The following is a 22911-nucleotide window of genomic DNA, read 5'->3' on the forward strand; positions in this document are numbered from 1 at the left end:
GTCGCCGCCAGCGCCCGGCGCGGGTCCCGGTCTTCATCTCCCTCTCCCCTCTGGCCTGCGGACCTCGAAGGGTGGCACGTCGGCGACGGCCATGTCCGCTCGTACCCGCACGAACCGAACAGGGTGGCGCAGACGGCCTCGAGCGTCCCGGGAGATATCCGCGCTGACCTCCACGACCGTCTCCGGAACGACCAGCGACACCTTCAGCTTCTGCTGTGATCCCCAACTGGCAGAGAAGGACCGCCCAGCCCACGGGTGATCCGTCTGCACCGGGCGTAGGAAGCCGCCCGCACTTCGGGCTTGGGCGGCTGGCAAGGCGCTTGTACGTCCCAGATATCGCAGTCGTCCCTCCGAGTCGTGCCGGCCGAGCAGCAGGATCCCGGGGCGGCGCGGCGCTCCGGTGACCGCACCGACGACCATCTCGAGGGTGTCGCGCACGCGGAACTTCCGCCAGGAGCGCGCCCCTGGCCTGTAGCTTTCGCCGCCGTCCTTGAACACACAGCCCTCCACGCCGGCCGCTGACCAGGCCAGCCACCCGCGGGCCACCTCCGCATCATTGGTTGACGGGCACAACGTCCAGGGCGCCGAGAGACCCTCCCGCCGGAACAAGTCCTCCAGCGCGCACCGCCTTTCGACGTAGGGACGCTCAAGCAGGCTCCGGCCGTCCAGATGGAGCAGGTCGAAGGCAACATAGTGAGCCGGCCAGACGGCCGCGGCACGTTGCGCGGCGGCACCCCGTCGGTGCAGCCGCTGTGTGAGCCGCTCGAACGCGAGCCTGGTCTCTTCCCACACGACCAGTTCGCCGTCGAAGACGACGGAGCAGTCCAGCCGGCCGATGGCATCGGTGATCTCCGGAAAGGCCGCGGCCAGCTCACCGCCCCTGCGCGAGCGCAGCACCGAGGAACCATCAGCAGCCCGCGCTGCGAAGGCCCGGAAGCCGTCCCACTTCGGTTCGGCAAACCAATTCAACGGGATGGCAAACGTCTCGACGGGTGTCGCCAGCATCGGCTCGGCGGGAAGCTCGATCACATCGGAGGGGCTACCACAAACCCCTCACCGACCCAAGGAGGACACGAGGAAAGCGGCTCGTCGAGAGGGGGTAAACTCACCCTGCCGAGGTCACAAAGGTCCACCGGTGAAATGGCGCTTTGTCGACCAACTGGCCGGTCGAGGCGTGGTGTTGTGAATGTGGTGCAAAGTTTGCCAAGTGCCGGATGAGTCATGCCGGGAACCGGGATGTGTGCACCCCCGACACGACCGTCATGAGGAAGGTGCACTTCCGTGCTGGCACGCGGCCGACTGGTGCAATGCCAACAGGTGTCAATGGTCAGTTTGTGCACTGGCGAAATGGCATCGCCCGCAGCATATGTCTAGCGTTGCCGATGCAAGCCCGACCCCACCACCAAACGAGTGAGGCACAAGCCGAACTCGCCCGCGGTGGAGCCGAACAGGCCAGCGGCGAGCTGGCCCGGTGAGCGGCAACGAATGCGCCGCATGCACCAGGAGGCGGGCACCAGAGGGTGGCTCCAACCACCGTCCCGGCACCCGCTCTCGACAGCGCAAAACCAGGCTCGTGCCAGGGCCTGTGCATAACGACTCTCAGCAGAGTCACCACCAGCAGATCTGAGGAACCACTGGGGCCTTCCACCGGCCTGTTCGAGCACGTCGGCGGTGCTTAGAGTAGACCAGTGCGCGGCGTGAGAACAGCGCGGCCGCTGGACTTTCATGAGAGAAGGCCCCCCGAGCCAGACGGGGCGAACTGCATGACCTCCAAGCACGCGACGGAGCAGCCGGCACCGCGCACCACAGTGACGGCTCACCGCCGATGCTCCTGGGCCCAGCCGGACCGTACGAAGGACCTCGGCGCAGCCGGGCTGAGTAGCTAGTACCCGACCACGCCCGACGGCGCGTCCGAGCCGGTCGCGGATTTACCAGATCCATGGCTGGCCCTTCCGCCCGGGGAAGATCTGCTTCCCCCGAGCGAGCGGCGCGCAGCAGGAGCGAGGCGAGCTCCCAGCAGCTGCTCCTGCCGCGCCGCAGTGAAGAACGACTGAGGCTCGCTGCTTCGAGGCATGTGTCGTAGCCAATACGCCCCCTGGCATCGCAAACCTCCCGGATCTCGCATATGAAGGAGCGCACCGATGAGCCACCCCCACCCAGAAGCGTCCAACTCCGACGAGTTCAAAGGCTTCAACGAAGCCCGGCGCATCATGTGGTGCCATGACGCTCGTGCTCGCGTGTACGAGCGGTTCGAGCAGACGAGCTTCATCGGTGACACGAACGTTGCAGCGGTCCACGTCGACAACACCACCAGGGCAGACCGTGTGTTCCTCGTGGCATTCGACAAGGCCGGCCGGCAGGTCGGCGTCGACACGCTCTACATCGACGAGCCGAATCAACACCTCGACATCGCGCCCGAGTTCGACCACGACTTCACCGGCATGGACATCGTGCCGGACTCTCAGCTTGACCAGGCCATCTCTCGCGAGAACGGCTGGGTCGTCAACCTGAAGGTATTGCGCGAATACGACTCCTTGGCCGATCGCCGGGCCACGCAGCGCGCGGTGTTCCTGGCGCATCTGCAGGACATGATGAAGAACGGTGACGTCCGCGGATTCCTGTTTGGCCGGGGTGAGTCCGATGACACTGATGCGGCGTGAGAGACCACGACCTCGTACCTCAGACGACCCCGCCGGCAGCCTGGCCGGCGGGGTTTTCTGATCTCTGACGCTGTTACAGTGCTGCATTTTCGCAACAGGGGAGGGGATTAGCACAGCTGATCCGGGCGTCGAACCCGGGCCGAGTGCTTTGCGGGGAGACATACCGTGGACCGGCTCACGCCGGTCCCGGGTGACGCCTCGCGGTGAGCCCTACGAGGCCACGCAGTTCGTCTTCGGCACCTTCGACGTCCAGGAGCAGCAACCATGAGCAAACCGCTGAGCATGGAGGACCTGACGGTCAAGTTCCACAGCAACCGCGCCGGCGTCTACCGCGGCGAGACCACGATCTGGCAGGCCCCTGAGGGAAGTCTCTACCGCGTCGTCCAGCGTCTGGACCCGGCCGAGTTCGAGATCGCGACCCTCGTCCCCACCGGGTGGATCACGCTTCTGGCCCTGCACAAAGAAGCAGACGGCGTCGCCGACCAGGATGAAGCGATGAACCGCTGGCTGGACATCCAGAACCTTCCCCCGACCTCGAGCAGCCACTGGGTGGCAGAGCCCAGGACCGAAGCATGACCGCCTCCGCCAATTCCGGGCTCACGCTGGACGACATCCTCGATCTGAGCACAGCGCTCGATCTCGTCGATGCGAAGATCGAGCTGCTCAGCGAGTACAAACTCGAATACCCGCAGGACTACGCTCCGGATGACATCCGGTCCATGAACGACGAGGTCGAGCAGCTGCACCAGCCGCACACGCGACTGATGGACCTGCAAGCCCGCCGGGAAGCAGAGTCCTCCGCCTGAGAAGACGACGATGTCCTGACCGCCTCACGGCGATCAGGGCATCGAATCAGGCTCGGTACGCGGCAGTGCCGCCCTGCCGGGTCGTCACACCAGCGGGATGAGCAGCGAGGCCCCCGCGTAGATGAGATCTGGATTCTGGATCTTGTTCGTCTCGACCAGGATGCCGATCGGCACCCCCGTCGTCCCTGAGATCGCGGTGAGCGTATCGCCTGGCTTGATGGTGTATGGCTTCGCCTTCGGCGCGGGCTTCGCCTCGGCCGGTGCACCCGATCCGTTGGGTTTGTCCTCGTCACCGCGACCTGGCGTCGGATCCTGACTCGCCCCGTTCTCGTCCTGCTTCCCCGTGCCGCCCTCGCTCGGCTGCTGGGCGCTGCCGCCTCCGGCGTTCTTCTCACCGGGATTGACCGGTGCCTCGACCGGGGCGTGATTGCCCTGCAGCGCCTGGATGATGCCGCCGTCGGACGTCGCGAGCTGCGTCAGGCCCCATCCGGCGAAGAGCGCCGCTCCGCCCACCATGACGCTGGCGGCGATGACGGGTCCGTTGCCGAAGCCCATCGGGCCGGCGCGACTCCCGGCAGCTGCTCTCGTCTGCGCCGACGGCTTCAACGCCGTCCCCACTGGCCTCTGAATCGTAGCCGTCATCCCTGTCCCAACTCCTCTTTGAATAGCGCGCACAACCATTCTTGTCCGGCATTGACATTCTATTCATAGCCGAACTGAAGTTGATAGAATAAGGGATTGGATGGCAGTCTGAATCCTGTCCGATAGCCCCCCAATGGACCCCCGAACCACCGACCGCCAGACCGAACGAAGGAACCGCACCACCATGGCCAACTACTCCATCTCCGCCAGCCAGATCACCGAGGGCAAGAACGTCTTCATCCGCGGGAAGCTCGGCTTCGCCGTACTCGCCCGCCTCATCGAGGGCGCGGAGCTCGTCGCCAGCGACCAGCGCAAGACGAAGAACGGCATGAGCCCCGTCGGCAAGCCGCACACCACCGCGACGATCATTCACGCCGAGGTCCAGTTCGCCGATCCGAACAACCCCACCCTCGAAGAGCAGTTCGTCTCCGAGCGCCGCTACGATTCCCCGAAGCGGCCCGAAACCGGACCCAACTACTCCATCGACTCCAAGGGCAGCACCCTGCCGGTCATCGCGATCCCTTCTCCGAAGGGCGACGGCACCTACGACCAGGACGAGTCCGGCCAGGAGCTCGCGCAGGGCCTCGACGTCACGCTCGTGCTGCGCACCTACAAGCCGAAGAACTTCAACAACCGCGGCCTGGCCCTCGAACAGGTGATCGTTCACGAGACGCCGCGTTACTACAGTGCCGGCGGCATCGACCAGGCTGAGCTGGCTGCGCGTGGCATCGTGCTCAACGGCACGCCGCGTCCCGTTCAGGCCACTCCTGCCAGTGCTGCCCCTGCCGCCGCCGTCCCGGTGGCGACCGAGGTGGAGGACGGCCTGTCCTTCCCGGCCCCGCAGCCGGCGTCCGCACCTGTGGCCGTGGCCGCGCAGGCTCCGGTTCAGGCTCAGGCCCCGGCGACCGCCGTGGCTGCGCCCGTCGCTGCTGCTCCTGCTCCGGTTGCCGTTGCGGCCGCAGCTCCGGCTCCGGCTCCTGCCCAGCAGGAGACCCTGGAGCAGAAGCTCGCGCGCCTTGAGGCCGAGAACGCCTCCCTCAAGGACGCCGGTTCGGCGGTGGGCTCGCCCGTGGCCACCGGCCCCTGGAACGGCTCCGGCCCGGCCCAGCAGGCGGGGATCACCTACCAGGGCTGATCCACGCTGACCATCGATGAGACCCCCGTACTCGCATCCGTGCAGTACGGGGGTCCTGTCTTTCTCTTCCCCTCCTGACGCCTCCGATCGAAAGCGTGCGTCCCACGATGACTCCAGCCGACCCCCATGCCTGGTTCCCGCAGTTCTACGGCAACCCCGCGATCCGCACTCTCGCCAGTGCCTGTCGGTGGACCATCTCCGGACAGATCGGGGAAGAGACCCCCGACGATCCCACCAGGCCGCCGAAGCGCAAGGCCCCGATCGACGTACGGCACCTGCTCGCCGGCTGCACGTCCAGCTGCAAGCACACCGGCCCACTACGCGGAGCCTTCGCCCTGGACGAGACCTGCCTGCTCACCCTCGACGAACTCACCGCGGCGATACCGAACGCCGCGAACACCGCTTTCTACCTCCAGGCCCAGACTGACGGGCTGCTCGTCCTCGACATCGAGGCCGACTGCCCGCCAGGTGTGGCCACAGACCTGCTGCGGCTGCCGGGCATCCTCTACTCGGAGCTGTCGATGTCCGGCCAGGGCTTCCATCTCGTCATGCCGCTGCCGACGAACTTCCACGACTTCCCCGTGGCCGCCGGTAAGCGCGTCCTGCGTGAGGAACACGGCTGGTACGAGCTGCTCCTGGACCACTGGTCGACCTTCACCCGTCAACCGGTGCCCGATCGCATCGTCGCTCACGTCAACGCAGCAACTATCGCACCGGCCTTCGCCTCTATCGAGGACCTCTACACGCAGCTGGCCGTGAACGCCAGCGAGAGCTCCGGTGCTTCAGCATCAGATGTCGACACCGCCGAGGACATGCCCGACATCCCGTACTCACAGGCGATCGTCGAGCAGACCCTGGTCAGTGCACGCCATCAGCTCCGGGATCCCGGCGACTTCAACCACGACATGTCCCGCTGGGAGTTCTCCATTCTCGCGTCGCTCTACGGCTGGATGCGGACGCAACTGCGCGCCTACAGCGCCCTCGGCGTCGAGTACTCGACGGGCGATACCGCGTGGTTGCTCTACAAGGCGGCGGTCGATGTCATCCCTGCGCGCCCCAAGCACAGCGAGCGGCGCAACGGCCGGCCCTTCCTCCTCGACCGAGCCGCCGCGCTCGTGGCCGACCGCGAGGCCCGTTCCTCGTCGACCAACTGACTGACGCTCTGTGCCTGTTCCTGCTGCTGCTTCTGCTCCTGGTTCATCTGCTGCCTCCGGCAGCGGGTGGGGTGGGTGACGGGTGCTGCGGCGGGGCCGAGCACAGGTGGGAGACAGTGCTGGATCGCGCGGAGCGCGATCGGGCGGCGATGTGCAGCGGGGCTCCATCGCCACCAATGGCGGGAGTACAGGTCTCCGCCAGGCTCCGACGGCGCGGCCCGCGCCACAGGACCGTTCACGGCCTATGCAGCCTCGGCGACGCCGAGAGCAGCAGCGCCGTCCTCCGACATCTCTTGTCTTTCTCTCTCTTCCTCGCCCACGCACAGAAAAGACATCGATATGAAGTTCAACGACACCCTGACGACCCTCATCAGGCAGTCACTTGAGGTCGGCGCGACGCCCGCTCTCATGGGCGAACCCGGCATCGGCAAGTCCAGCTTCGTCGAGGACCTGGCCTACTCCATGGGCACGCAGGCTTTCACGCTGCCGTGCAACCAGCTCGCCGACAAGGCCGACCTCACCGGTGCGCGCCTGGTGCCGTACACCAAGGACGACGGGACGCAGAGCTACAAGCAGGTCTTCTACCCGCACCAGGTGATCCAGGAGTGCATCGACTACGCCGAGAAGAACCCGCGTGAGTGGCCGATCCTCTTCCTCGACGAGATCAACCGCACCACCTCCGACGTCACCTCCGGCGCGCTGACCCTGGTCACGCTGCGCCGCATGGGGTACGTCGAGCTGCCCAAGAACGTCCGCATCATCGTGGCCGGCAACGACAGGGGCAACGTCACCTCGCTCGACGAGGCGAGCCTGTCCCGCTTCGCGATCTTCCACGTCGAGCCCGACGCCGCCACCCTCATGTCTGTCCTCGGCGACAACATGAACCCCTGGGTGAAGGCGGTGCTCACGCAGCACCCCGGGCTGATCTTCCAGAAGTCAACACCCGAGGCCATCGTCGCCGACGGCCAGGACGACGACGACAACGGCAACGTCACGATGGCCGATCTGTTCGACGGCGGCGAGGAGATGAACCAGCTCACCACGCCGCGCACCATCGACAACCTGTCGAAGTGGCTCAACGCGGCCGACCCGCAGCAGCTGGCACAGTACCTGGCCACCCCGATCCAGATCGGCGACCGCGACACCTCGCTGTTGAACGAGGCCATCGAGGCCTACGTCGGGGACACCATGTTCACCACGCAGCTCGTGGCCACCATCGCCCAGGACCTGGCGAGCAACGCCGGCGGCGTGCAGCACAACCGGGTGAACGTCCCGAAGCCGAACTGCTACCAGAGCCTGAAGGCCGCAGCGACGATGACCGACATGGCCGCGGTCATCGCGACGCTGACCGACAACGAGAAGTCCGGGTCGCTGCTGTACGCGCTCAAGGAGAGCAAGGACAACGCGCGCCTCATCGAGCAGCTGGCCCAGGCCATCACCCAGATCGAGCCGGAGCACACCCGCACGCTCATCGAGATGGTGACCAGCCAGCAGATCGACCGCCAGAACCTGGAGGCCTTCATGGAGATCGACGCTCCAATCGTCAACCAGGCCAAGCCGGTCCTCTCGGCCTTCCTCTGATCGCTCGCTCACTGGTGGTGGGGGACTGCTGCGGTGCAGTCCTTGCTGCAACTCCCCACCACCGGCGGCGTTCTGCCGCTGCCTTGTCCTCAGAAGGAGACCACGACCCATGACGATCACCGTCACGAACCAGAAGCCGGCCGTACTCGATGCACTGCACACCATCTCGTGCACCGGTGATTACGACCCGATGCCGGCGATCCAGCAGACCCTCATCGACCCGCTGCTGGAGCCGTTGAATCCCAACGCCCCGGCGAGCATCACCGACGCCCAGGGCGCTGATCTGACGGGGGACATCCCGGATCTGGTCCTGAGCTGCCTCGGCGAAACGCTGAACGTGGCCAGCGAGCAGACCGTCAAGGAGCTGCTCGGGCAGACCCTGATCAACTTCGACCAGGGCACACCGCTGCCGGTCGCCGAGCTCTTCGCCGTCCAGGCCGGGCAGCAGAACAAGATGCCCGCGCCCTCCCCGCGGGTGCTCTACACCGCGCAGGCTGATGTCCTCCCGGCCGCGAAGGCTTTGCTGGCGGGGACCGGCGACGAGAGCGCCTTCTTCGCCTCGATCGCCTACACCTTCCACCCCGACACCCTCGGGTTCTGGTTCCAGTCCTCCGCGGCCTTCGACGACTTCAAGATCTGGCTGTCCCAGCAGACGCAGACGATGGCCAGCGCGCTGCCGCCGGCCACCACCAAGCTGCTCAACGACTTCACGGCCCTGTCCCTGAAGGGGCTCACCGAGTCGCTGCTGGTGCGCAAGGACGACTCTGACGCCAACGATGAGCACTCCTTCGCCCGCGTGCTCGTGCACATGCTCATGAACTACGTCGAGCAGCAGCGGGCCCAGGCCAGCCAGCAGAACACCGCCCTGGACACCGGCGTCCTGCCGTTCACAGCCGGGGAGCTGTTCTGCCCGCGCTCCCTCGTCCTGGTCAACGTCGAGGCCCATGCCCGGGCCACCGCGGCGAAGATCACGGGGGAGTGGAACCTCATTAACCAGTCGCTGGCTTCGCCGGTGAAGGTCGTCTCGAACACGTCGCTGTCCAAGCTCACATCGCTGCCACGGGCAGCCGCCCGGGCCGCCGCCCTGGGAGCCAATCAGCAACCGGGCCAGCCTGGCAGCCGTAGTGCCCAGGTGGCGTTCCGCAAGCAGCCGCCGAGCAAGCTCGACCTGCTCAAGGACATCACCCGTGTGCTGCGCCGGATGGGCAAGGTCAACAAGTCGCAGAACATCTTCCGCACGACGAAGGCGACCTTCCTCAAGGCCAACCGCCGGAACCCGGACGACTTCAACAAGCCCGGCCGGATCACCTCGGTGCAGTACATGCCCGACCTGCACATCTACATCGACACCTCCGGTTCGATCTCCGAGGAGAACTACCAGGAGGCGGTCATGATGCTCATCCGGATCGCCAAGAAGCTCAACATCAACCTGTACTTCAACTCGTTCAGCCACTTCCTGTCCCAGGAGGTGATGCTGCGCACGGAGAACAAGTCGACGGCTCAGATCTGGAAGGAGTTCCGCAGGATCCCGAAGGTGTCGGGCGGAACGGAGTACACGCAGATCTGGCAGTACATCAACGCCAGCCGCATGCGTCAGCGCAGGCTCTCGCTCATGGTCACCGACTTCGACTGGCTGCCGCCGTCCACGCGTCAGGACCACCCGAAGAACCTGTACTACGCACCGTGCTCCGCCATGGACTGGTCGTTCATGGTTGACCTGGCAAAACGCTACGCCGACTCGATGCAGCACATCGATCCGAGCATCCGGCAGAGGCTCCTCGGCATGGTCGTCTGACCCTGCTGCCCCAAGAACCGCCAAGAGCGGTGCCGTGCAACCAACTCCACCGGCCGACACCGCTCTTGGCGACCCCTGACTTTCTCTCTCGTCCATCCAATCCCTGCTCGGCCGCACCAAAGGAACCTCCGATGCGAATCCCCACGGATGTGCTCGCAGCCCTGTCAGGCCGTACCAAGACTGATGGCCATCGCCTGATGCTCGTCGGCCCCCGCTTGGCTCCCACCCTGTACCAGCGCGTCAACGAGGTCCTCGAAGCGGTCGGCGGTCGATGGACGAAGACCGAGGGGGCGCACCTCTTCCCCGTCCACGCCGCCGAGGCGCTCGCCCCAGTGCTTGCCACCGGTGAGGTCGTGACCCTGGGGGAGAAACGCACCCTCGCTCAGTACTTCCCCACACCCGAACCCGTTGTCGACCAGCTCATCGCTCTGGCCGCCCTTGAGCCCGGCATGACCGTGTTGGAACCGTCTGCCGGCTCCGGTGCCATAGCCACAGCCGCAGCAGCCCGCGGTGCGATCGTGGACTGCATCGAACGGGACCCCGGATACGCCACCGTCCTGTCCGATACGCATGTGGCGCGCCGGGTGCAGGTCGCTGACTTCCTCACCATCCCTGCCGAACCTCGCTTCGACCGGGTGCTGATGAACCCACCGTTCACCCGTGGCACCGACATGACCCACGTCACCCACGCCCTACGGTTCCTGAAACCGAATGGGCTGCTGGTGTCGGTCATGTCGTGGACCGTCACTGAACAGACTGGCAGCACCACAGCCTTCCGAAAGCTCGTGGAACAGCGCGGTGGTCTCGTCGAAGCACTTCCGGCCCGGGCGTTCTCCCAGTCCGGGACGACCGTCGACACCGTCCTCGTCACCATTCCTGCCACCCGTCCGGCCGACGCCCGGCCCACGGTCTGGCCTGCGCGCGACATCCCCGCCCAGGACGCGGAAGAACTCGGAAACCCGGCCGACATCGCCGCGGAGATCGTCGCTGATCTTCGCAAGGCGGTCGCCGCTTTCGAAGAGGTTGCCGCCGCGCTCACCAAGCCTGCACCCACCACCGTGCCAGGCGATATCGAGGTCAGCTGACCATGCCGCTCCTCGAAAACCGTCAAGAGCAGTGCCGCTTTTGACGACCCCTGACTTTCTCTCTCACTCATCCATATCCCTGCTCGGGACACCGTGGCGCATCCGCCCAGCGCGCCACCACGCCGAGCGACCCGCACCGAAGGAGGACCCGGTGGGTCTCAGCAACTTCACACCCGGCGGCTCCGACGACGACAAGGGCAACGGCGGTGGCGGCAGCTTCCCTCCGCAGTTCCCGTCCGTGGGACTGCCGTCCAGCGGTGGCAGCGCCGACGACGTCAAGGAGCTCCTCGTCGACTACAACGAGAAGTTCAAGAACGCCGATCCGACCATGTTCCGTGACACGCTCATCGGGCAGGTCCTCTCGGTCATCATCAGCAAGACCAAGCCCAACGCTCTGCTGGTCGGTTCCGCCGGCGTCGGCAAGACGAAGATCATCGAGGACATCGCGCGGCGCATAGCGCTCGGCGACGCCCTCATTCCCGACCAGCTCAAGGACCACACGATCTACGAGCTGCCCATCACCAACATCATCGCCGGGACAGGCATCGTCGGCTCGCTGGAGGAGAAGGTCAAGGCGATCGTCGAGTTCGCCTCGGACCCCAAGAACAAGGCCATCCTGTTCATGGACGAGATCCACCAGATCACCGGAGGGTCCGGCAGCCATGGCGACGCCGTCGGCCGCAAGATCTCGCAGATCCTCAAGCCGGCCCTTGCCCGCGGCGACATGTCCGTCATCGGCGCGACCACCAGCACCGAGTCTCGGGCCTTCGACGAGGACCCGGCCTTCGCCCGCCGCTTCACCCGGCTCATCGTCGACGAGCTGAGCGTGGAGCAGACGCTGGTCGTGATGACCACGGTCCGTCCCGGCCTGATGGCGCACTACCGTCACCAGATCGGGGTCTCCGACGACGTCCTGGCCTCGGTGGTGCAGATCGCTGAAGCGAACTCCCGGGCTGGCCAGCACCGTCCGGACAACGCCATCACGCTGCTCGACCGCGCGATGGCTGACCGGGTCCTGGAGCAGAAGAAGCTCATCGTCCAGGCCGAGAACGCCGGCGACACGGCACTCGCGCAGACCTTGCGGTCCATCCCGCAGGTGCCGCTGACGAACACCCGTGTGCGCGATGTGGCCAAGCGACTGATGACCGGAAACGTCCAGCGCAAGGACCTCGACGTCGCCGCGCTGAGCGCCACGCTCACCAGCCGCCTGCAGGGCCAGGACGACGTGCTCGCCAAGCTCACGGACCGTCTGGCCCGCGAAGAGCTCCACCTGTTCCCGACGAAGACGCCCACGACATGGCTGTTCGCCGGGGCCTCGGGTGTGGGTAAGACCGAGGCGGTCAAGATCATCGCTGCGGAGACGACCGGCAGCGAGCCGATCATCCTCAACATGACCGAGTACCACGCTGCATGGTCGACGTCGAAGATCATCGGCTCACCTCCCGGCTATGTCGGATCGGACTCCAACCAGGAGCTCCCGTTCGACACGCTGGAGTCCAACCCCCACCGGGTGATCCTGCTCGACGAGTTCGAGAAGGCCGACAAGGCCGTGCAGCGCCTGTTCCTCTCGGCGTTCGACGAAGGCTACATCCGCAACGCCCATGGCAAGATGCTGGACTTCTCCAAGGCCCTGGTCATCTGCACGACCAACGCCGCCCGTGATTCGCTCGACGGCAAGATGATCGGCTTCGGCAACAACCCGAAGACCATCTCGAACCAGAGCCTCAACAAGGCACTGGAGCAGTTCTTCGACGCCGAACTGCTGGGCCGGTTCTCACTGGTCGTGGGGTTCAACCCCATCGACCGGCAGACCTACCGGCAGATCATGGCCGCCGACTACGAGCAGCAGCGTGAACGGATCGTCGAGGCCAAGCCGCGGCTGGCCCAGGCGCTGCCCGCGTCGATGCCCGACGACGAGCTGCGCGCCATCGAAAAGACCACCTACGTGGACTCCCAGGGTGCGCGGCCGGCGCACAAGGCTGTTCGCACCTGGATCGAGGACTACCTGCTCGCTGCCCAGACCGGCGGCACAGCCTCGGCATCCCCGTCGGACGACTGAGCAGCGGCCTGCTCTCCGCTTAGGTCCAGGGTGAGTACTGCCGAAGCTCCGCGGAGCCGGTCCGACGGCACGTTCTGAAAGGAGGGAGTGTCATGTTCACCGTCTGCATCCTCGAGCCCTGCTGCGCAAAGACGGAACCGGGCTACATACCGCAACCCAAGCCTTGCTACGTGCGTACGCCCGGCTGGTCGGACTCCTGCAACCATCGTGAGCACCGTAAGGCGACGCTCACCACGTACGAGACCCGTGAAGAGGCTGAGGCCGAGTACAACGGCAAGGCCAGGGGCTGGTATTCGACGGATGGGTGGCTCTTCGACGGGGAGTTGCCTCCCGCAGGACAGCGATTCCGCATCATGCCAATCGGGGGCACCCTCGCCACTCACTACTTCCACGGCGAGCCGGTCGAAATCCCATTCCCCACTGTGGAGTTGGCTCGCGAGTACGCCGAGGACTGGCACGAGTACCCGTCCGGAACGCGGAACAAGCAGATTCTGTACAACATCGTCGGCGACACGGACACGGTCGTGCGCTGGTCGTCGTACCGGGTCGAGCCCGGCGTCGAGCTGACACCCGGTGACTATGCCTGACCCCGGCCTGCTCTGGTTCTTTATGTTCTAGCAGTACGTACCTCCAGACTCCGGCGCCGACACGAAGCCGCCGCCGCATTCGCCCCCGGTTAGGGCACCCCACAGCCCCAAGCCCCCAGTCACGCGTTCGCGGCCGCTGCCCGTCCGACCAGCCGCTGGACCTGGGGCGGATTGCCGCCGCCTGGCGCAATGGCGGTCCGGCTAGAAGGACGCCCCTGCAGCTCCTGACCGTGCGATGGAGCGGTCGGGCCCTTGGCTGTCTGGCCTCCCCTGAGGGCGGCCAGGAACCCTCTGCGCGGAACGTCCCCAGCCATCCCGGCGCAGGACCCCGCTCCCCGTTCCGCGCCGACCCACCCCGAAAGACGCGGCTTGCTCGCCGGACGGCACGGGCGACCGGGCGTTGCCGGGCGAAAACGAACACCAATCAGAAGGAGGAGACACATGGCCACCGACCAGCGCAGCGCGTTCGCTGCGGAGATCGCCAGCCTTGCCAGGAAGTACAAGAACGCCGTCCGGGCCCAGGCCGTCACGAAGAACGGCTACGCCGTCCTCCTGACCGGCATGTGGGGTGAGGACGTCGGCGCCATCGTCATCACGGACCCGGACGGCCATCAGGTCCGCCGCGCCGACGGCTGGAAGGTCGGCAAGACCGCCAAGGTCGCCGAGTTCCTGTGGGATGTGCTGGAGAAGGACAAGGCCAGGGCAGTCGAGCGCGAGCGCCTCGCGGGTCTCAAGTCCGTGAGCATCACCTCGGTGGACGCCATCAGTTCGGCGTCCAGCAAGGAGACCAGCAGGTACCACCTCACCCCCGAGCAGCTCGCCCAGCTGCGTGCGCTGGCCGAGCAGATGGTCTCCGTGAACGTGACCGTCACCGCGGCAGAGTGAAGACAGGCTGCCCCCGCCCCACACTCGCCCCGGGCTGGGCGCCTGTTCACCGGGAGTTGCCGCCGGAACGGTACGTCACACCGCCGGCAGGCTGCGGTCGCGCAGGGCGCCTTCGAGACAGTTTGACCACGCCCTACCTGGACGGCCTGATCAAGCTGTTCCAGCGGGGCCGCAAAGAAGTAACCCCGCGTCACGCTACGCCGCGACAAGCCCTGACCCGACCCTGCCCGGGAGCGCGCCACCCTGCCCCCGGGCCTGGCTCCCCGTTGATCCGTCCCGTTCCACGCTGCCCCGCTCGCCATCGTCAGCTCAGCACATGTCGCAGCCTCTGCATCCCGACCCCCAGCCGGCACCCGGTGTGGGCGGGGCTAATCCGTGCAGGCCTGCTCGGCTAACCCGCCCTGCGCGACGGTGCATTCATTCCCTCGCATGCTCACGCCACTGGCCGCGCCACCAGCCCGCGCCCTCTCCACCCGGCTGTGCCCCCGGGCCTCCTTGCTGGCCTTGCTGCGCCCGGGTCCACAGTTCCGCGTCGTCACCCCCCCAATAAGGAAGAACAGCCATGTTCACCAAGCTCCCCGAACTCCAGCTCCTGGAGCTGCGGAAGCGAACCACGGATCTCTCCGCCGCGGCCCGAGCGAACCTCACCACCCATGTCCGAAGCACCGATGAACTCCGCGAACTGGGCCTCAAGCTCGGCCTGATCGAGGTCGATCCCGCAGGATCCCTCGTCACGGCCTGTCCCTGGGATCTCGATGCCGGCGATGCTGCCGTCGATGGTCCCGACCGGCGCTCGGACTCGACCTCGAAGTGAGGTGAGCTGCCGCTGATGAACGACCGCGCGTCTGGGTAGCGCGCGGTGTCCGGGGTATGTGGCTTCGCCACATACCCCGGACTCAGGGGCCTAACGGCCCCTGACGGGTGGGTTGAGCGGAACACGGGCGGGGCTCGTCGGCTGACAAGAGCCCCCCGTGTTCGTACCTGCGCCCATGACCCAGCTCCGTCGCTGCGTTTTTCGCTCGCCTTCGAGCATTCGATTGACTATTCACCTCTTGTTGGAATCGCCGTGCGACGCGATTCGTGCTTTCTTTCAATCCGCCTCTCGATCCACTGAAGAAAGGCAACGACATGCCTGTCCTGCTTGATGACCTCGACCTCTCGGCCAATGCCGTTGCTCAGAAGGCCGTCGACCCGAAGTTCTTCTCCTCGAAGCTCACCGGCAACGGCAAGAAGATTGGCCTGCTCAACGAGTCTCTGCTGCCGATCAACACTGCCACCAACACCGCCTACGCCATGGCCGCCGATATCGAGGTCAAGCAGAGCTCGACGCAGCACGACATCACCACGACGTCGATCCCGCTCGCGCCGATCACGCGCCGTGCCCTGAACGCAGGCGGGTCCTTCACCCTGCCGAGCCCGCGCGCCGACGACCGCTTCGCTGTGGACACTTCGTCCAGCCAGTTCGACGACTGGGACGTCGTCTTCGACATGACCCCGCAGGCGCTCGTGTTCTACGAGGACAAGTCCGGCGGCAAGTCCACGCGCGACCTTGTCATCCAGTACCGGATGGAGCTGTACTTCTTCAAGAAGGGGCTGCCCGAACCGGAGTGCGCGACCGCCGTCTCGCGCTCGGTCGGCTACGGCAACCACGCCGCCGTCTTCCTGCAGTGGGACACCAGCCCGCTGGAGAACGCCCGTGACTACGTCCAGGACGTGCTCACATCCGCCGGCCTGACGGCCTCCAGCCTCGGCGATGAGTTCGACGAGTGGATGCGCCAGTACTCGATCTACGAGCGCATCACGCGCCTGGCCCAGATCTGGGACTCCGAGGCGATTGCCGACGAGGTCTGCCGCTACATCCAGGACATGCCCGCGGGCCCGACGGAGCAGCAGCTGAACATGCTCGCCGTCCAGCTGCGCTACCTGGAGAACTACAACGTCCCGCTGGAGGCCTACCGCCAGATCCACAAGCAGGTGGATGCGACCTTCTCCGACCAGATCGCCACGAAGCTGTCGAAGCAGAACCTCAGCCTGCTGATGAACCACACGCTCGACCATCTGGAGCAGATGAAGCCTCAGCTGATCGTGCCTGCGCAGCCGGCCATGCCTCCGAATCTGCCGCCCTACCTGTCCAAGCAGCAGCTCGACGCGCTCACCACGCACGAGCCGCTGGTGATGACGCAGGCGGGAGCCGGCACCGGCAAGTCGACCGTGATCCTCGAACGGATCAAGTACCTCGAAGCCTGCGGCGTCCCCGCCTCGGACATCACGGTGCTCTCGTTCACCAACGCCGCTGCCGACAACATCACCGAGAAGAACCCGGACGTCGGCTCGATGACGATCGCCAAGATGATCATTGACATCTACTCGATGAACCACCCGAGGCACAAGGTCTCGGCGATCGACACGATCATCAACTCGATCGACATCTTCTACCCGAACAGCCAGTTCGCGGCGACGTTCCGCCACCGCCTGCTGGAGGTCGACCAGAACAGGACCGGCGCGTTCACGGCCCTGAACACCTTCGTCGAGAGCCACTTCGACGAGGTGATCGCCCTGCTCGACCGCATCGAGCAGACGTCGCTGGAGCTGCAGATCATCATCTGCTACCAGAAGATCGACGACATGGCCGAGCCGGCCCACGTACAGTCGAAGTACCTCATCATCGACGAGGTGCAGGACAACAGCGTGTTTGAGTTCATCTACGTGCTGAAGTACATCACCAAGCACGCTCAGTCCCTGTTCATCGTCGGCGATGCCTCGCAGACGCTGTACGAGTTCCGCTCGGCGAACCCGCGCGCGCTCAACACGCTGGAGGGCTCGGGGGTCTTCGCGACCTTCAGGCTCACGACGAACTACCGGAGCAACCAGGAGATCCTGGATTTCGCGAACGTCGTGCTCGGCGGACTGGAGACCAACCAGTTCGCCAACATCCAGCTGCAGGCGAACTCGCTCGCAATGCCCACGGCGGACTCGTTCCAGGAGAAGGTCACCCTGGAGTACCGCGAGGTGGCCAGACTCATCGGGTTCGTCACCCAGGACCTGCAGGCGATCGTGCGCAACACGGTCATCCCCGACTACGTGGACAAGTGCCTGGACCGGGGCGAGCAGGTGGCCTTCCTGGCCTACTCGCGCCGCGAGGTGTCCTTGATCCAGGATGTGCTCGAAAAGCGCTACCCGGACCGCCGCGTCGCCTCTCTGGTCAGCGATCGCGTCTACGCCACGGACATCTTCTCGAAGTACATCAAGTTCTTCTGGAACGACGTCCTGCAGGCACCGTCGGCCAACGCCGCGTTCGTGGTCTCCCAGGGGATCAAGGACAACATGGACAAGCTGACAAAGAACGCTGCCAACGCCAACGTTGAGAAGGCGATCCTGCGCACGATCTCCGAGTGGTGGATCGAGAACAGCGCGACCATCAACGGCTGGGTCACGCTCTGCCACCAGGGCACGCTCACACACAAGGCGTTCTTCGATCGGCTGCGCGACAACCTGCTCTCCTTCGAGATTCAGCGGAACCAGCAGAAGCTGAACATCAACAAGCAGAGGAACCAGGAGCGCAAGCGGAAGAACCTCGAGTCCAAGGCCGACATGGTCGTTTCGACGATCCACGGTGCCAAGGGTCTCGAATTCGACAACGCTGTCGTCCTCTACAGGGAGGACACGAAGATGACCCAGGACGTCAAGCGGATGTTCTACGTCGCCTTCACTCGTGCCATGAAGAGCCAGTACGTACTTGGCTACGGCACCGTGAAGAACCCGCCGATCCAGAGCAGTTACGAGCAGATCGTGACGGCTCTGACCGAGCGCGACAAGAGGAACGCCGCTCGCGCCCTCGGCATCGATCCGGACCTCCTGGACGACAATGACAGCGCTGCTCCCGGCAACACCGACGATCGCTCTGCGGTCACTGCGGCCGTCTGACCAACCGCCGCCATCCCATGCCGCAGGGGTGGGTGTTCTCGACGAACGAGACACCCGCCCCTGCGGTCTTCCACATTTCACACACCTGAATGCCCCAGGGCGCCCGGTACGAAGGCGTACGACGAACCGCTCGCCGAGAGCCACGCCGAAGCCTGGCACTACCTCTGGCAGAACGCCAGGCGTAGCAAGCCGCACCCGCCATGTCCCCCTCCCGCACAGCGACCTAGCTATAGCTAGGCGGCACGGCGGTGTTTGAGCAGCGCCGGGCCTTGCCTCCCGCCGCCCGCCTCCACCACGCTTTCCCGCCGAAGAACAGGAATCCACCCATGGACCTTCCCGGCCTGGAACTGAAGATCCGCATGACGCTCGTGGCCGGCCCGGACACGCGTGTCTTCGTCCCGGTGCGGCTGTATTACAAGGACACCGACCCCTACGCGGTGCAGTTCTCCTTTGACGTCACGCCCGACAAGGTGGTCCGGTGGACGTTCGCTCGGGAACTGCTCGACCAGGGCCTCACCGCACCCGCTGGCATCGGCGACGTGAAGATCACTCCGATCGGCCCTCACCAAAACCGCTGCCTCAGCATCGAACTGGAATCCCCCGACGGATACGCCCGCCTTGAAGGACCGGCAGCTTCCGTCAAGGCATGGCTCGCCAAGACCTTCGAGGTCGTCCCCGCAGGCCGGGAGTCTGAATCCGTCGACATCGACAGCTTCCTCGACGAGCTTCTGACCCACTGAGCCAAGCACCGCCCCGCACGCCCGCAACGGGCCCAGCACAAGAAGATCCGCGCCGCCATGTCACACGAGCGGCGCGCAGCAGCCTCCGCAAAAGCGATGGCCTCGGCGACCGCGCCGCCGTCTACCTCGTGATCGACCGCTCCTGCTTGATGAAGAACTGCTTCGCCGACGGCACCGTCCAGCGGTTGAGCGACCAGATCCTCAGCCCGTCGGCACACCTCGACGACGACGGCAAGGTCCTGGTCGGCGCGGCTTCTTCTCCGGCGGAATGCACACCCTCACGCGAGGCGGCCTGTTCCGCCGCTCCCAGACCTTCGTCGACGCCACACTCGGCGCCCACCAGGGCCGCATCGCCGAGCCGCACAACTCCCTGGGGCACCGCCATTACCCCCGTGTTCCCCGGGGACGCCGCCCCGGGGAACACGGCTGTTGCTCTCGTGGAGTAGTCCGGTCTATCTCGCCCCGCTCTCATCGGGGAGGTCGCGGGTTCAAATCCCGCCGAGGGTACGCAGCACCGCCCAACGCGGCCGCTGGCTCCTGTCGTTCAACGGAGAGGACGCCGGACTACGGATCCGGAGATCGAGGTTCGAATCCTCGTGGGAGCGCACCGACGCCGCGGCTCCGCCCGGCGGTGCGCCGTCAGGCCTCTGCCCACCATGAGCAGGTCGCCGGGCCCCGCGCCCCCTGAGATGTCCCATCAGCGAGAGTGAGGACGAACGCCCCATGGCCGACAGCACCGAGCAGCAGAACTTTGCGTACGATGTCGCGCGCGCCGCGGTGGAGCTGCTGGGTGACCAGTGGGGTGCCGAGCCGGGCACCGCCCCCGATACGGCACTCCTGAGCAACGGCGACCCCGTGTACTTCACCATCGCGCCCGACGAGGAGGTGGAGGGCGTGCTCCGCATCCGCAACATCGACGAGGCGTACACGCAGTACGGGGACACCGACACCAGGCTCCTGCCGTCGGGCACTGCGGCCGTCATCGCGCAGTACATCTTTGACGTGATCGGCGAGATCTTCTGACCAACTGCGCGGCGCGCAGCGCCCGTCGGGCACACACGCGCTGAACATCGAGAGCAGGCCAGCGCTCGTCCGCAGCCTCCTGCGAGCACTCGGCCCGCCCTGCCCGACGGCCCCGGCAAGGGTTGCCGGCCTGGTCCACCCGAATTTTTCCCGCGTCCGACCTTGGAGCTGTTGTGGCGTACCTGTATGTCCGTGTGAGTGGCGTTTTCGGCGTCAGTCAGGCCGATCAGCAAACCGCGGATCCCCTTTCTGAGAAAGACATCCGCAGCGCGTACGCGGAGCAGCCGGTCTACATCGACAGCGACGACACGAGCGTCACCGTGACCTTCGACGACGCGGGGCCGGTCATCACGTACTTCGCACAGCGCCCGGCTGACTGGAGCGACTAGCCAGCCCGACTGCCGCTGAACCCGTGAGCAGCCTCCACGCTCGCGCAGCATGCCACCGAGACCACCCGGACCGCGCCAGGCGCACGCCTACTTACCGCACTTGCGCCGGGCCCCGGTTGCCACCTGGCCCCAGCGCGACTGGCCTGCCCAGCTCCGGCGGGAGCGACTCCGGCGACTTCGCTGACACCAGCGGCACTCCTAGCCTCGACATCAACGACGCCGCCGAATCTGAGCAGCCGGGCTGAAAGCCATCGAGGCCAAGGCCCTGAACTGCTCAGCTTGAACTGGAGGTTGTCCATCATGCCGTTCCCCAAGCGGGAGCGAACCATCCGTGCCGTGGCCGGCAAGTTCGCAGCGTGGCGCCCGTCCGGCCAGCGTCGCCAGGCCGACGAGGGCAGCGGAGGCATCGGCTTCCCCGGCCATCCGATCGGCAGCTTCGACCATTGCTGGTGCGGCGCCGAACGCAACCATGACTGGGCTGGCAAGAACAGCGGCGTTCCGCACCCGCAGCCCCCGAGCGAGACGGAGAATCCGTCGTGACGCGCCAGGTGCGCCTCAGGCGGTGCATAAAGCCAGGAAGGGAGAAGAAGGTCCTCGTGACCGATCACCTCTATCAGGACGCGCTTTTCCAGCCGGACGACGTCGAATTCACCAAGCTGCCGCGCAAGGTCATCACCCTGTGGCGGATCGAGATCGTCACCTCGGCGGTCATCCTCACCGCCATCGTCGCGACCGTCCTCGGCCTGCTCATGCCCTGGTGGCTCGGCTGGAATCCACTCTGGGCCCTGACGACGGCCGTCTTCCCGCTGAAAGCCGCCTGGTCCTGGTCCCGGCTTCCGGCGCGGTGGCAGTTCACCGGCTACCGCCTCGACGAGGAGGAAGTACTGGTACGGCACGGTCTGCTGGAACGCTCCCTGGAGGGTTTCCCCTACGGCCGCATCCAACTGGTCGAGGTCTCCTCCGGCTTCTGGGCCCGCCGCCTCGGACTGGCACACGTCAGCATCTCCATCGGGGTGCACGAGCACTCCAGCATCGGCCCCGTCACCACCGACGAAAGCGCCCGGCTGCGCAGTGAACTGATGGAACTCACCCGGCAAAGGGCGGTCGAGCTGTGAGCGATGTGATCGAGTCCGGCCGCCTGCACCCCGTCACGGCCGTACGCAGGGCGTGGGTGCTGATCGGTGTCATCGGATGGTTCGTCTTTGACCACCGTGACATCTTCGCCAAGGTCGCGGACAAGTACGGACTCTGGGGGCCCGTAGCCCTGGCGGCAGTCATGGCGACGGTCTTCATCGCGCTCGTGTTCGCCTCCTGGCGCAACACGGCCTTCACTCTGACTGCCGATCACCTGGACTACCGCTACGGCCTGGTGTGGCAGGTGCAGCGTCGTATCCAGCTCAGCCAGATCCGTACCGTGGACATCGAGCATCCGCTGTTCGGCCGCCCCATCGGCGTCCGGGCCATGACGTTCAGCACGGCGAATGGTCCGACGAAGCTGGCCTACCTGGGGTCGCGTGCCGCAAACCGGCTGTTGGACGCAGTGGTGGTCCGGACCGGAGCTTCGTCGGCGAAGCGGAGCGACGAGGGTGTCGTCGCCCGGGTCAGCGCCACGGATCTGGCGCTCTCGATCCTGCTGGACGCCGAGGTGATCACAGGTCTCTGCGTTGGCGGAGCCACGAGCTTCGTCCCCTTCATCATCTCCGGGCACGCCCTCACGCTCGGTCTGGCCCTGCCCTGGCTGCGGTCGGCCTGGCACGCCACCGGCAAGCGATTCCCGCAGTACCACGGGTGGATCGTCCGAGAGGTAGAGGTGGGCTACCGAACCGAAAGCGGGCTGTTCAACAAGAGGCAGTACACCTGGCAGCGTGACCGGATCTCCTCGATCACCGTGCACCAGCCCTTGCTCTGGCGCTCACGGAACTGGGTGAAGGTCACCGGCGGCATCGTGGGCCACAAGGATCTTCTCCTTGTCCCGGTGACCACCCGGGCCCAGGCCGAGAAGATGCTCGTACGCATCTACGGGCCCGAGGTACTGAAGCTGCTGGACAACCCGGTGCGGGTTTCCCCACGGGCCCGCTGGTGCACTCTGTGGTGGCGCGGCTGCGCCGTCAGCTCCACGCAGGACTTCGCAGCCGGCTGGCGAGGGCTGTTCCTGAAGCAGACCGTCACCCTTGCCAGGATCACCCGGGTACTGGGTGTCCACACCACTCAGGGGCCCTGGCAGCGGTTCCACAACGTCGCCCACGTAACCCTGGAACTTCCCGGCGGATCGCACGTGAGGGCGGTCAACCGGAACACGGAAGAGGCCACGCAGATCGCTCGCACCGTACGCAGCTCTGCCGTTCGAACCGCTCTGGCTGGCGTCCCGATTGCCCGCCGAGCGGCGCGCTGAGCGGGGAGGAACGCGGCGCACCGTTCGCGGGCCGATACGCACCGAATGGTCACA

The 22911-nt window shown here is 66.0% G+C and carries 22 protein-coding genes and 2 tRNA genes; 22 read left to right on the plus strand and 2 right to left on the minus strand.

The features are described from left to right. Positions 1–33: 33 nt before the first annotated feature. Complete coding sequence (locus ACWD35_RS17385) at positions 34–1029, minus strand: ATP-dependent DNA ligase (protein ID WP_451352102.1); 996 nt, start codon at positions 1027–1029, stop codon at positions 34–36. A gap of 1112 nt (positions 1030–2141) precedes the next feature. Between ACWD35_RS17385 and ACWD35_RS17390 the strand changes: the two genes are divergently transcribed. The 3 genes from ACWD35_RS17390 to ACWD35_RS17400 all read left to right on the plus strand — a co-directional run bounded on the left by ACWD35_RS17390 (position 2142) and on the right by ACWD35_RS17400 (position 3466). Then, positions 2142–2660 (plus strand): hypothetical protein, encoded by a 519-nt coding sequence (locus ACWD35_RS17390; protein WP_451352103.1) that lies wholly within the window; start codon positions 2142–2144, stop codon positions 2658–2660. A gap of 264 nt (positions 2661–2924) precedes the next feature. Next, positions 2925–3236, plus strand: a complete 312-nt coding sequence (locus tag ACWD35_RS17395) for a hypothetical protein (RefSeq protein WP_451352104.1) — start codon at positions 2925–2927, stop codon at positions 3234–3236. Further along, positions 3233–3466 carry a hypothetical protein gene (locus ACWD35_RS17400; RefSeq protein ID WP_451352105.1) on the plus strand — a complete coding sequence of 78 codons (234 nt, stop codon included), beginning with the start codon at positions 3233–3235 and terminating at the stop codon, positions 3464–3466. The genes ACWD35_RS17395 and ACWD35_RS17400 overlap by 4 nt, the downstream gene beginning before the upstream one ends. Before the next feature lie 84 nt (positions 3467–3550). On the opposite strand, the gene ACWD35_RS17405 is transcribed toward ACWD35_RS17400, so the two are convergent. Then, a complete protein-coding gene (locus ACWD35_RS17405) occupies positions 3551–4021 on the minus strand; it encodes a LysM peptidoglycan-binding domain-containing protein (protein ID WP_451352106.1) in 471 nt (156 codons plus the stop codon). Between the two features lie 271 nt (positions 4022–4292). Here ACWD35_RS17405 and ACWD35_RS17410 point away from each other — a divergent pair, with 271 nt between their 5' ends. From ACWD35_RS17410 to ACWD35_RS17500, 19 genes are all read left to right on the plus strand, one after another. After that, the gene (locus tag ACWD35_RS17410; RefSeq protein ID WP_451352107.1) at positions 4293–5243 is read left to right on the plus strand and encodes a hypothetical protein; all 951 of its coding nucleotides are present in this window, start codon (positions 4293–4295) and stop codon (positions 5241–5243) included. Positions 5244–5338: 95 nt separating this feature from the next. Next, positions 5339–6397 carry a hypothetical protein gene (locus ACWD35_RS17415; protein ID WP_451352108.1) on the plus strand — a complete coding sequence of 353 codons (1059 nt, stop codon included), beginning with the start codon at positions 5339–5341 and terminating at the stop codon, positions 6395–6397. Between the two features lie 339 nt (positions 6398–6736). Further along, entirely contained in the window at positions 6737–7978 is a 1242-nt protein-coding gene (locus ACWD35_RS17420; protein WP_451352109.1) for an AAA family ATPase, read from the plus strand. Positions 7979–8087: 109 nt separating this feature from the next. Beyond that, entirely contained in the window at positions 8088–9773 is a 1686-nt protein-coding gene (locus ACWD35_RS17425) for a hypothetical protein (RefSeq protein WP_451352110.1), read from the plus strand. Between the two features lie 65 nt (positions 9774–9838). Beyond that, complete coding sequence (locus ACWD35_RS17430) at positions 9839–10858, plus strand: class I SAM-dependent methyltransferase (RefSeq protein WP_451352111.1); 1020 nt, start codon at positions 9839–9841, stop codon at positions 10856–10858. A gap of 151 nt (positions 10859–11009) precedes the next feature. Continuing rightward, entirely contained in the window at positions 11010–12917 is a 1908-nt protein-coding gene (locus ACWD35_RS17435) for an AAA family ATPase (RefSeq protein WP_451352112.1), read from the plus strand. 170 nt (positions 12918–13087) lie between these two features. Further along, a complete protein-coding gene (locus ACWD35_RS17440; RefSeq protein WP_451352113.1) occupies positions 13088–13504 on the plus strand; it encodes a hypothetical protein in 417 nt (138 codons plus the stop codon). 441 nt (positions 13505–13945) lie between these two features. Then, positions 13946–14389: a hypothetical protein gene (locus ACWD35_RS17445; RefSeq protein ID WP_451352114.1), complete on the plus strand. Its 444-nt coding sequence runs from the start codon at positions 13946–13948 to the stop codon at positions 14387–14389. A 562-nt stretch (positions 14390–14951) separates the two neighbouring features. Then, the gene (locus ACWD35_RS17450) at positions 14952–15203 is read left to right on the plus strand and encodes a hypothetical protein (protein WP_451352115.1); all 252 of its coding nucleotides are present in this window, start codon (positions 14952–14954) and stop codon (positions 15201–15203) included. Between the two features lie 314 nt (positions 15204–15517). Continuing rightward, positions 15518–18313: a UvrD-helicase domain-containing protein gene (locus tag ACWD35_RS17455; protein ID WP_451352116.1), complete on the plus strand. Its 2796-nt coding sequence runs from the start codon at positions 15518–15520 to the stop codon at positions 18311–18313. A gap of 326 nt (positions 18314–18639) precedes the next feature. Further along, complete coding sequence (locus ACWD35_RS17460) at positions 18640–19053, plus strand: SsgA family sporulation/cell division regulator (protein WP_451352117.1); 414 nt, start codon at positions 18640–18642, stop codon at positions 19051–19053. 149 nt (positions 19054–19202) lie between these two features. Continuing rightward, positions 19203–19499, plus strand: a complete 297-nt coding sequence (locus ACWD35_RS17465) for a hypothetical protein (RefSeq protein WP_451352118.1) — start codon at positions 19203–19205, stop codon at positions 19497–19499. After that, a tRNA-Glu gene (locus tag ACWD35_RS17470) sits at positions 19485–19560 on the plus strand. Before ACWD35_RS17465 ends, ACWD35_RS17470 begins: the two co-directional genes overlap by 15 nt. A gap of 26 nt (positions 19561–19586) precedes the next feature. Beyond that, positions 19587–19658, plus strand: a tRNA-Arg gene (locus ACWD35_RS17475). Positions 19659–19776: 118 nt separating this feature from the next. Then, the gene (locus tag ACWD35_RS17480) at positions 19777–20076 is read left to right on the plus strand and encodes a hypothetical protein (RefSeq protein WP_451352119.1); all 300 of its coding nucleotides are present in this window, start codon (positions 19777–19779) and stop codon (positions 20074–20076) included. 173 nt (positions 20077–20249) lie between these two features. Continuing rightward, positions 20250–20465, plus strand: coding sequence for a hypothetical protein (locus ACWD35_RS17485; protein ID WP_451352120.1), 216 nt, complete (start codon positions 20250–20252; stop codon positions 20463–20465). 300 nt (positions 20466–20765) lie between these two features. Continuing rightward, positions 20766–21005 (plus strand): hypothetical protein, encoded by a 240-nt coding sequence (locus ACWD35_RS17490; protein ID WP_451352121.1) that lies wholly within the window; start codon positions 20766–20768, stop codon positions 21003–21005. Positions 21006–21061: 56 nt separating this feature from the next. Continuing rightward, positions 21062–21580 carry a PH domain-containing protein gene (locus tag ACWD35_RS17495; RefSeq protein ID WP_451352122.1) on the plus strand — a complete coding sequence of 173 codons (519 nt, stop codon included), beginning with the start codon at positions 21062–21064 and terminating at the stop codon, positions 21578–21580. Further along, positions 21577–22857 (plus strand): PH domain-containing protein, encoded by a 1281-nt coding sequence (locus tag ACWD35_RS17500; protein WP_451352123.1) that lies wholly within the window; start codon positions 21577–21579, stop codon positions 22855–22857. The genes ACWD35_RS17495 and ACWD35_RS17500 overlap by 4 nt, the downstream gene beginning before the upstream one ends. Positions 22858–22911: the final 54 nt, after the last annotated feature.

It is taken from the genome of Streptomyces sp. NPDC002671 (assembly GCF_053592475.1).

Excerpts from the sequence above, each read along its gene's own strand:
- ACWD35_RS17410 (WP_451352107.1), top strand. The coding sequence starts at position 4,293 with ATGGCCAACTACTCCATCTCCGCCAGCCAGATCACCGAGGGCAAGAAC.
- ACWD35_RS17455 (WP_451352116.1), top strand. The coding sequence starts at position 15,518 with ATGCCTGTCCTGCTTGATGACCTCGACCTCTCGGCCAATGCCGTTGCT.
- ACWD35_RS17490 (WP_451352121.1), top strand. The coding sequence starts at position 20,766 with ATGCCGTTCCCCAAGCGGGAGCGAACCATCCGTGCCGTGGCCGGCAAG.
- ACWD35_RS17390 (WP_451352103.1), top strand. The coding sequence starts at position 2,142 with ATGAGCCACCCCCACCCAGAAGCGTCCAACTCCGACGAGTTCAAAGGC.
- ACWD35_RS17445 (WP_451352114.1), top strand. The coding sequence starts at position 13,946 with ATGGCCACCGACCAGCGCAGCGCGTTCGCTGCGGAGATCGCCAGCCTT.
- ACWD35_RS17405 (WP_451352106.1), bottom strand. The coding sequence starts at position 4,021 with ATGGGCTTCGGCAACGGACCCGTCATCGCCGCCAGCGTCATGGTGGGC.
- ACWD35_RS17425 (WP_451352110.1), top strand. The coding sequence starts at position 8,088 with ATGACGATCACCGTCACGAACCAGAAGCCGGCCGTACTCGATGCACTG.
- ACWD35_RS17450 (WP_451352115.1), top strand. The coding sequence starts at position 14,952 with ATGTTCACCAAGCTCCCCGAACTCCAGCTCCTGGAGCTGCGGAAGCGA.
- ACWD35_RS17420 (WP_451352109.1), top strand. The coding sequence starts at position 6,737 with ATGAAGTTCAACGACACCCTGACGACCCTCATCAGGCAGTCACTTGAG.
- ACWD35_RS17460 (WP_451352117.1), top strand. The coding sequence starts at position 18,640 with ATGGACCTTCCCGGCCTGGAACTGAAGATCCGCATGACGCTCGTGGCC.
- ACWD35_RS17400 (WP_451352105.1), top strand. The coding sequence starts at position 3,233 with ATGACCGCCTCCGCCAATTCCGGGCTCACGCTGGACGACATCCTCGAT.
- ACWD35_RS17480 (WP_451352119.1), top strand. The coding sequence starts at position 19,777 with ATGGCCGACAGCACCGAGCAGCAGAACTTTGCGTACGATGTCGCGCGC.
- ACWD35_RS17465 (WP_451352118.1), top strand. The coding sequence starts at position 19,203 with ATGAAGAACTGCTTCGCCGACGGCACCGTCCAGCGGTTGAGCGACCAG.
- ACWD35_RS17395 (WP_451352104.1), top strand. The coding sequence starts at position 2,925 with ATGAGCAAACCGCTGAGCATGGAGGACCTGACGGTCAAGTTCCACAGC.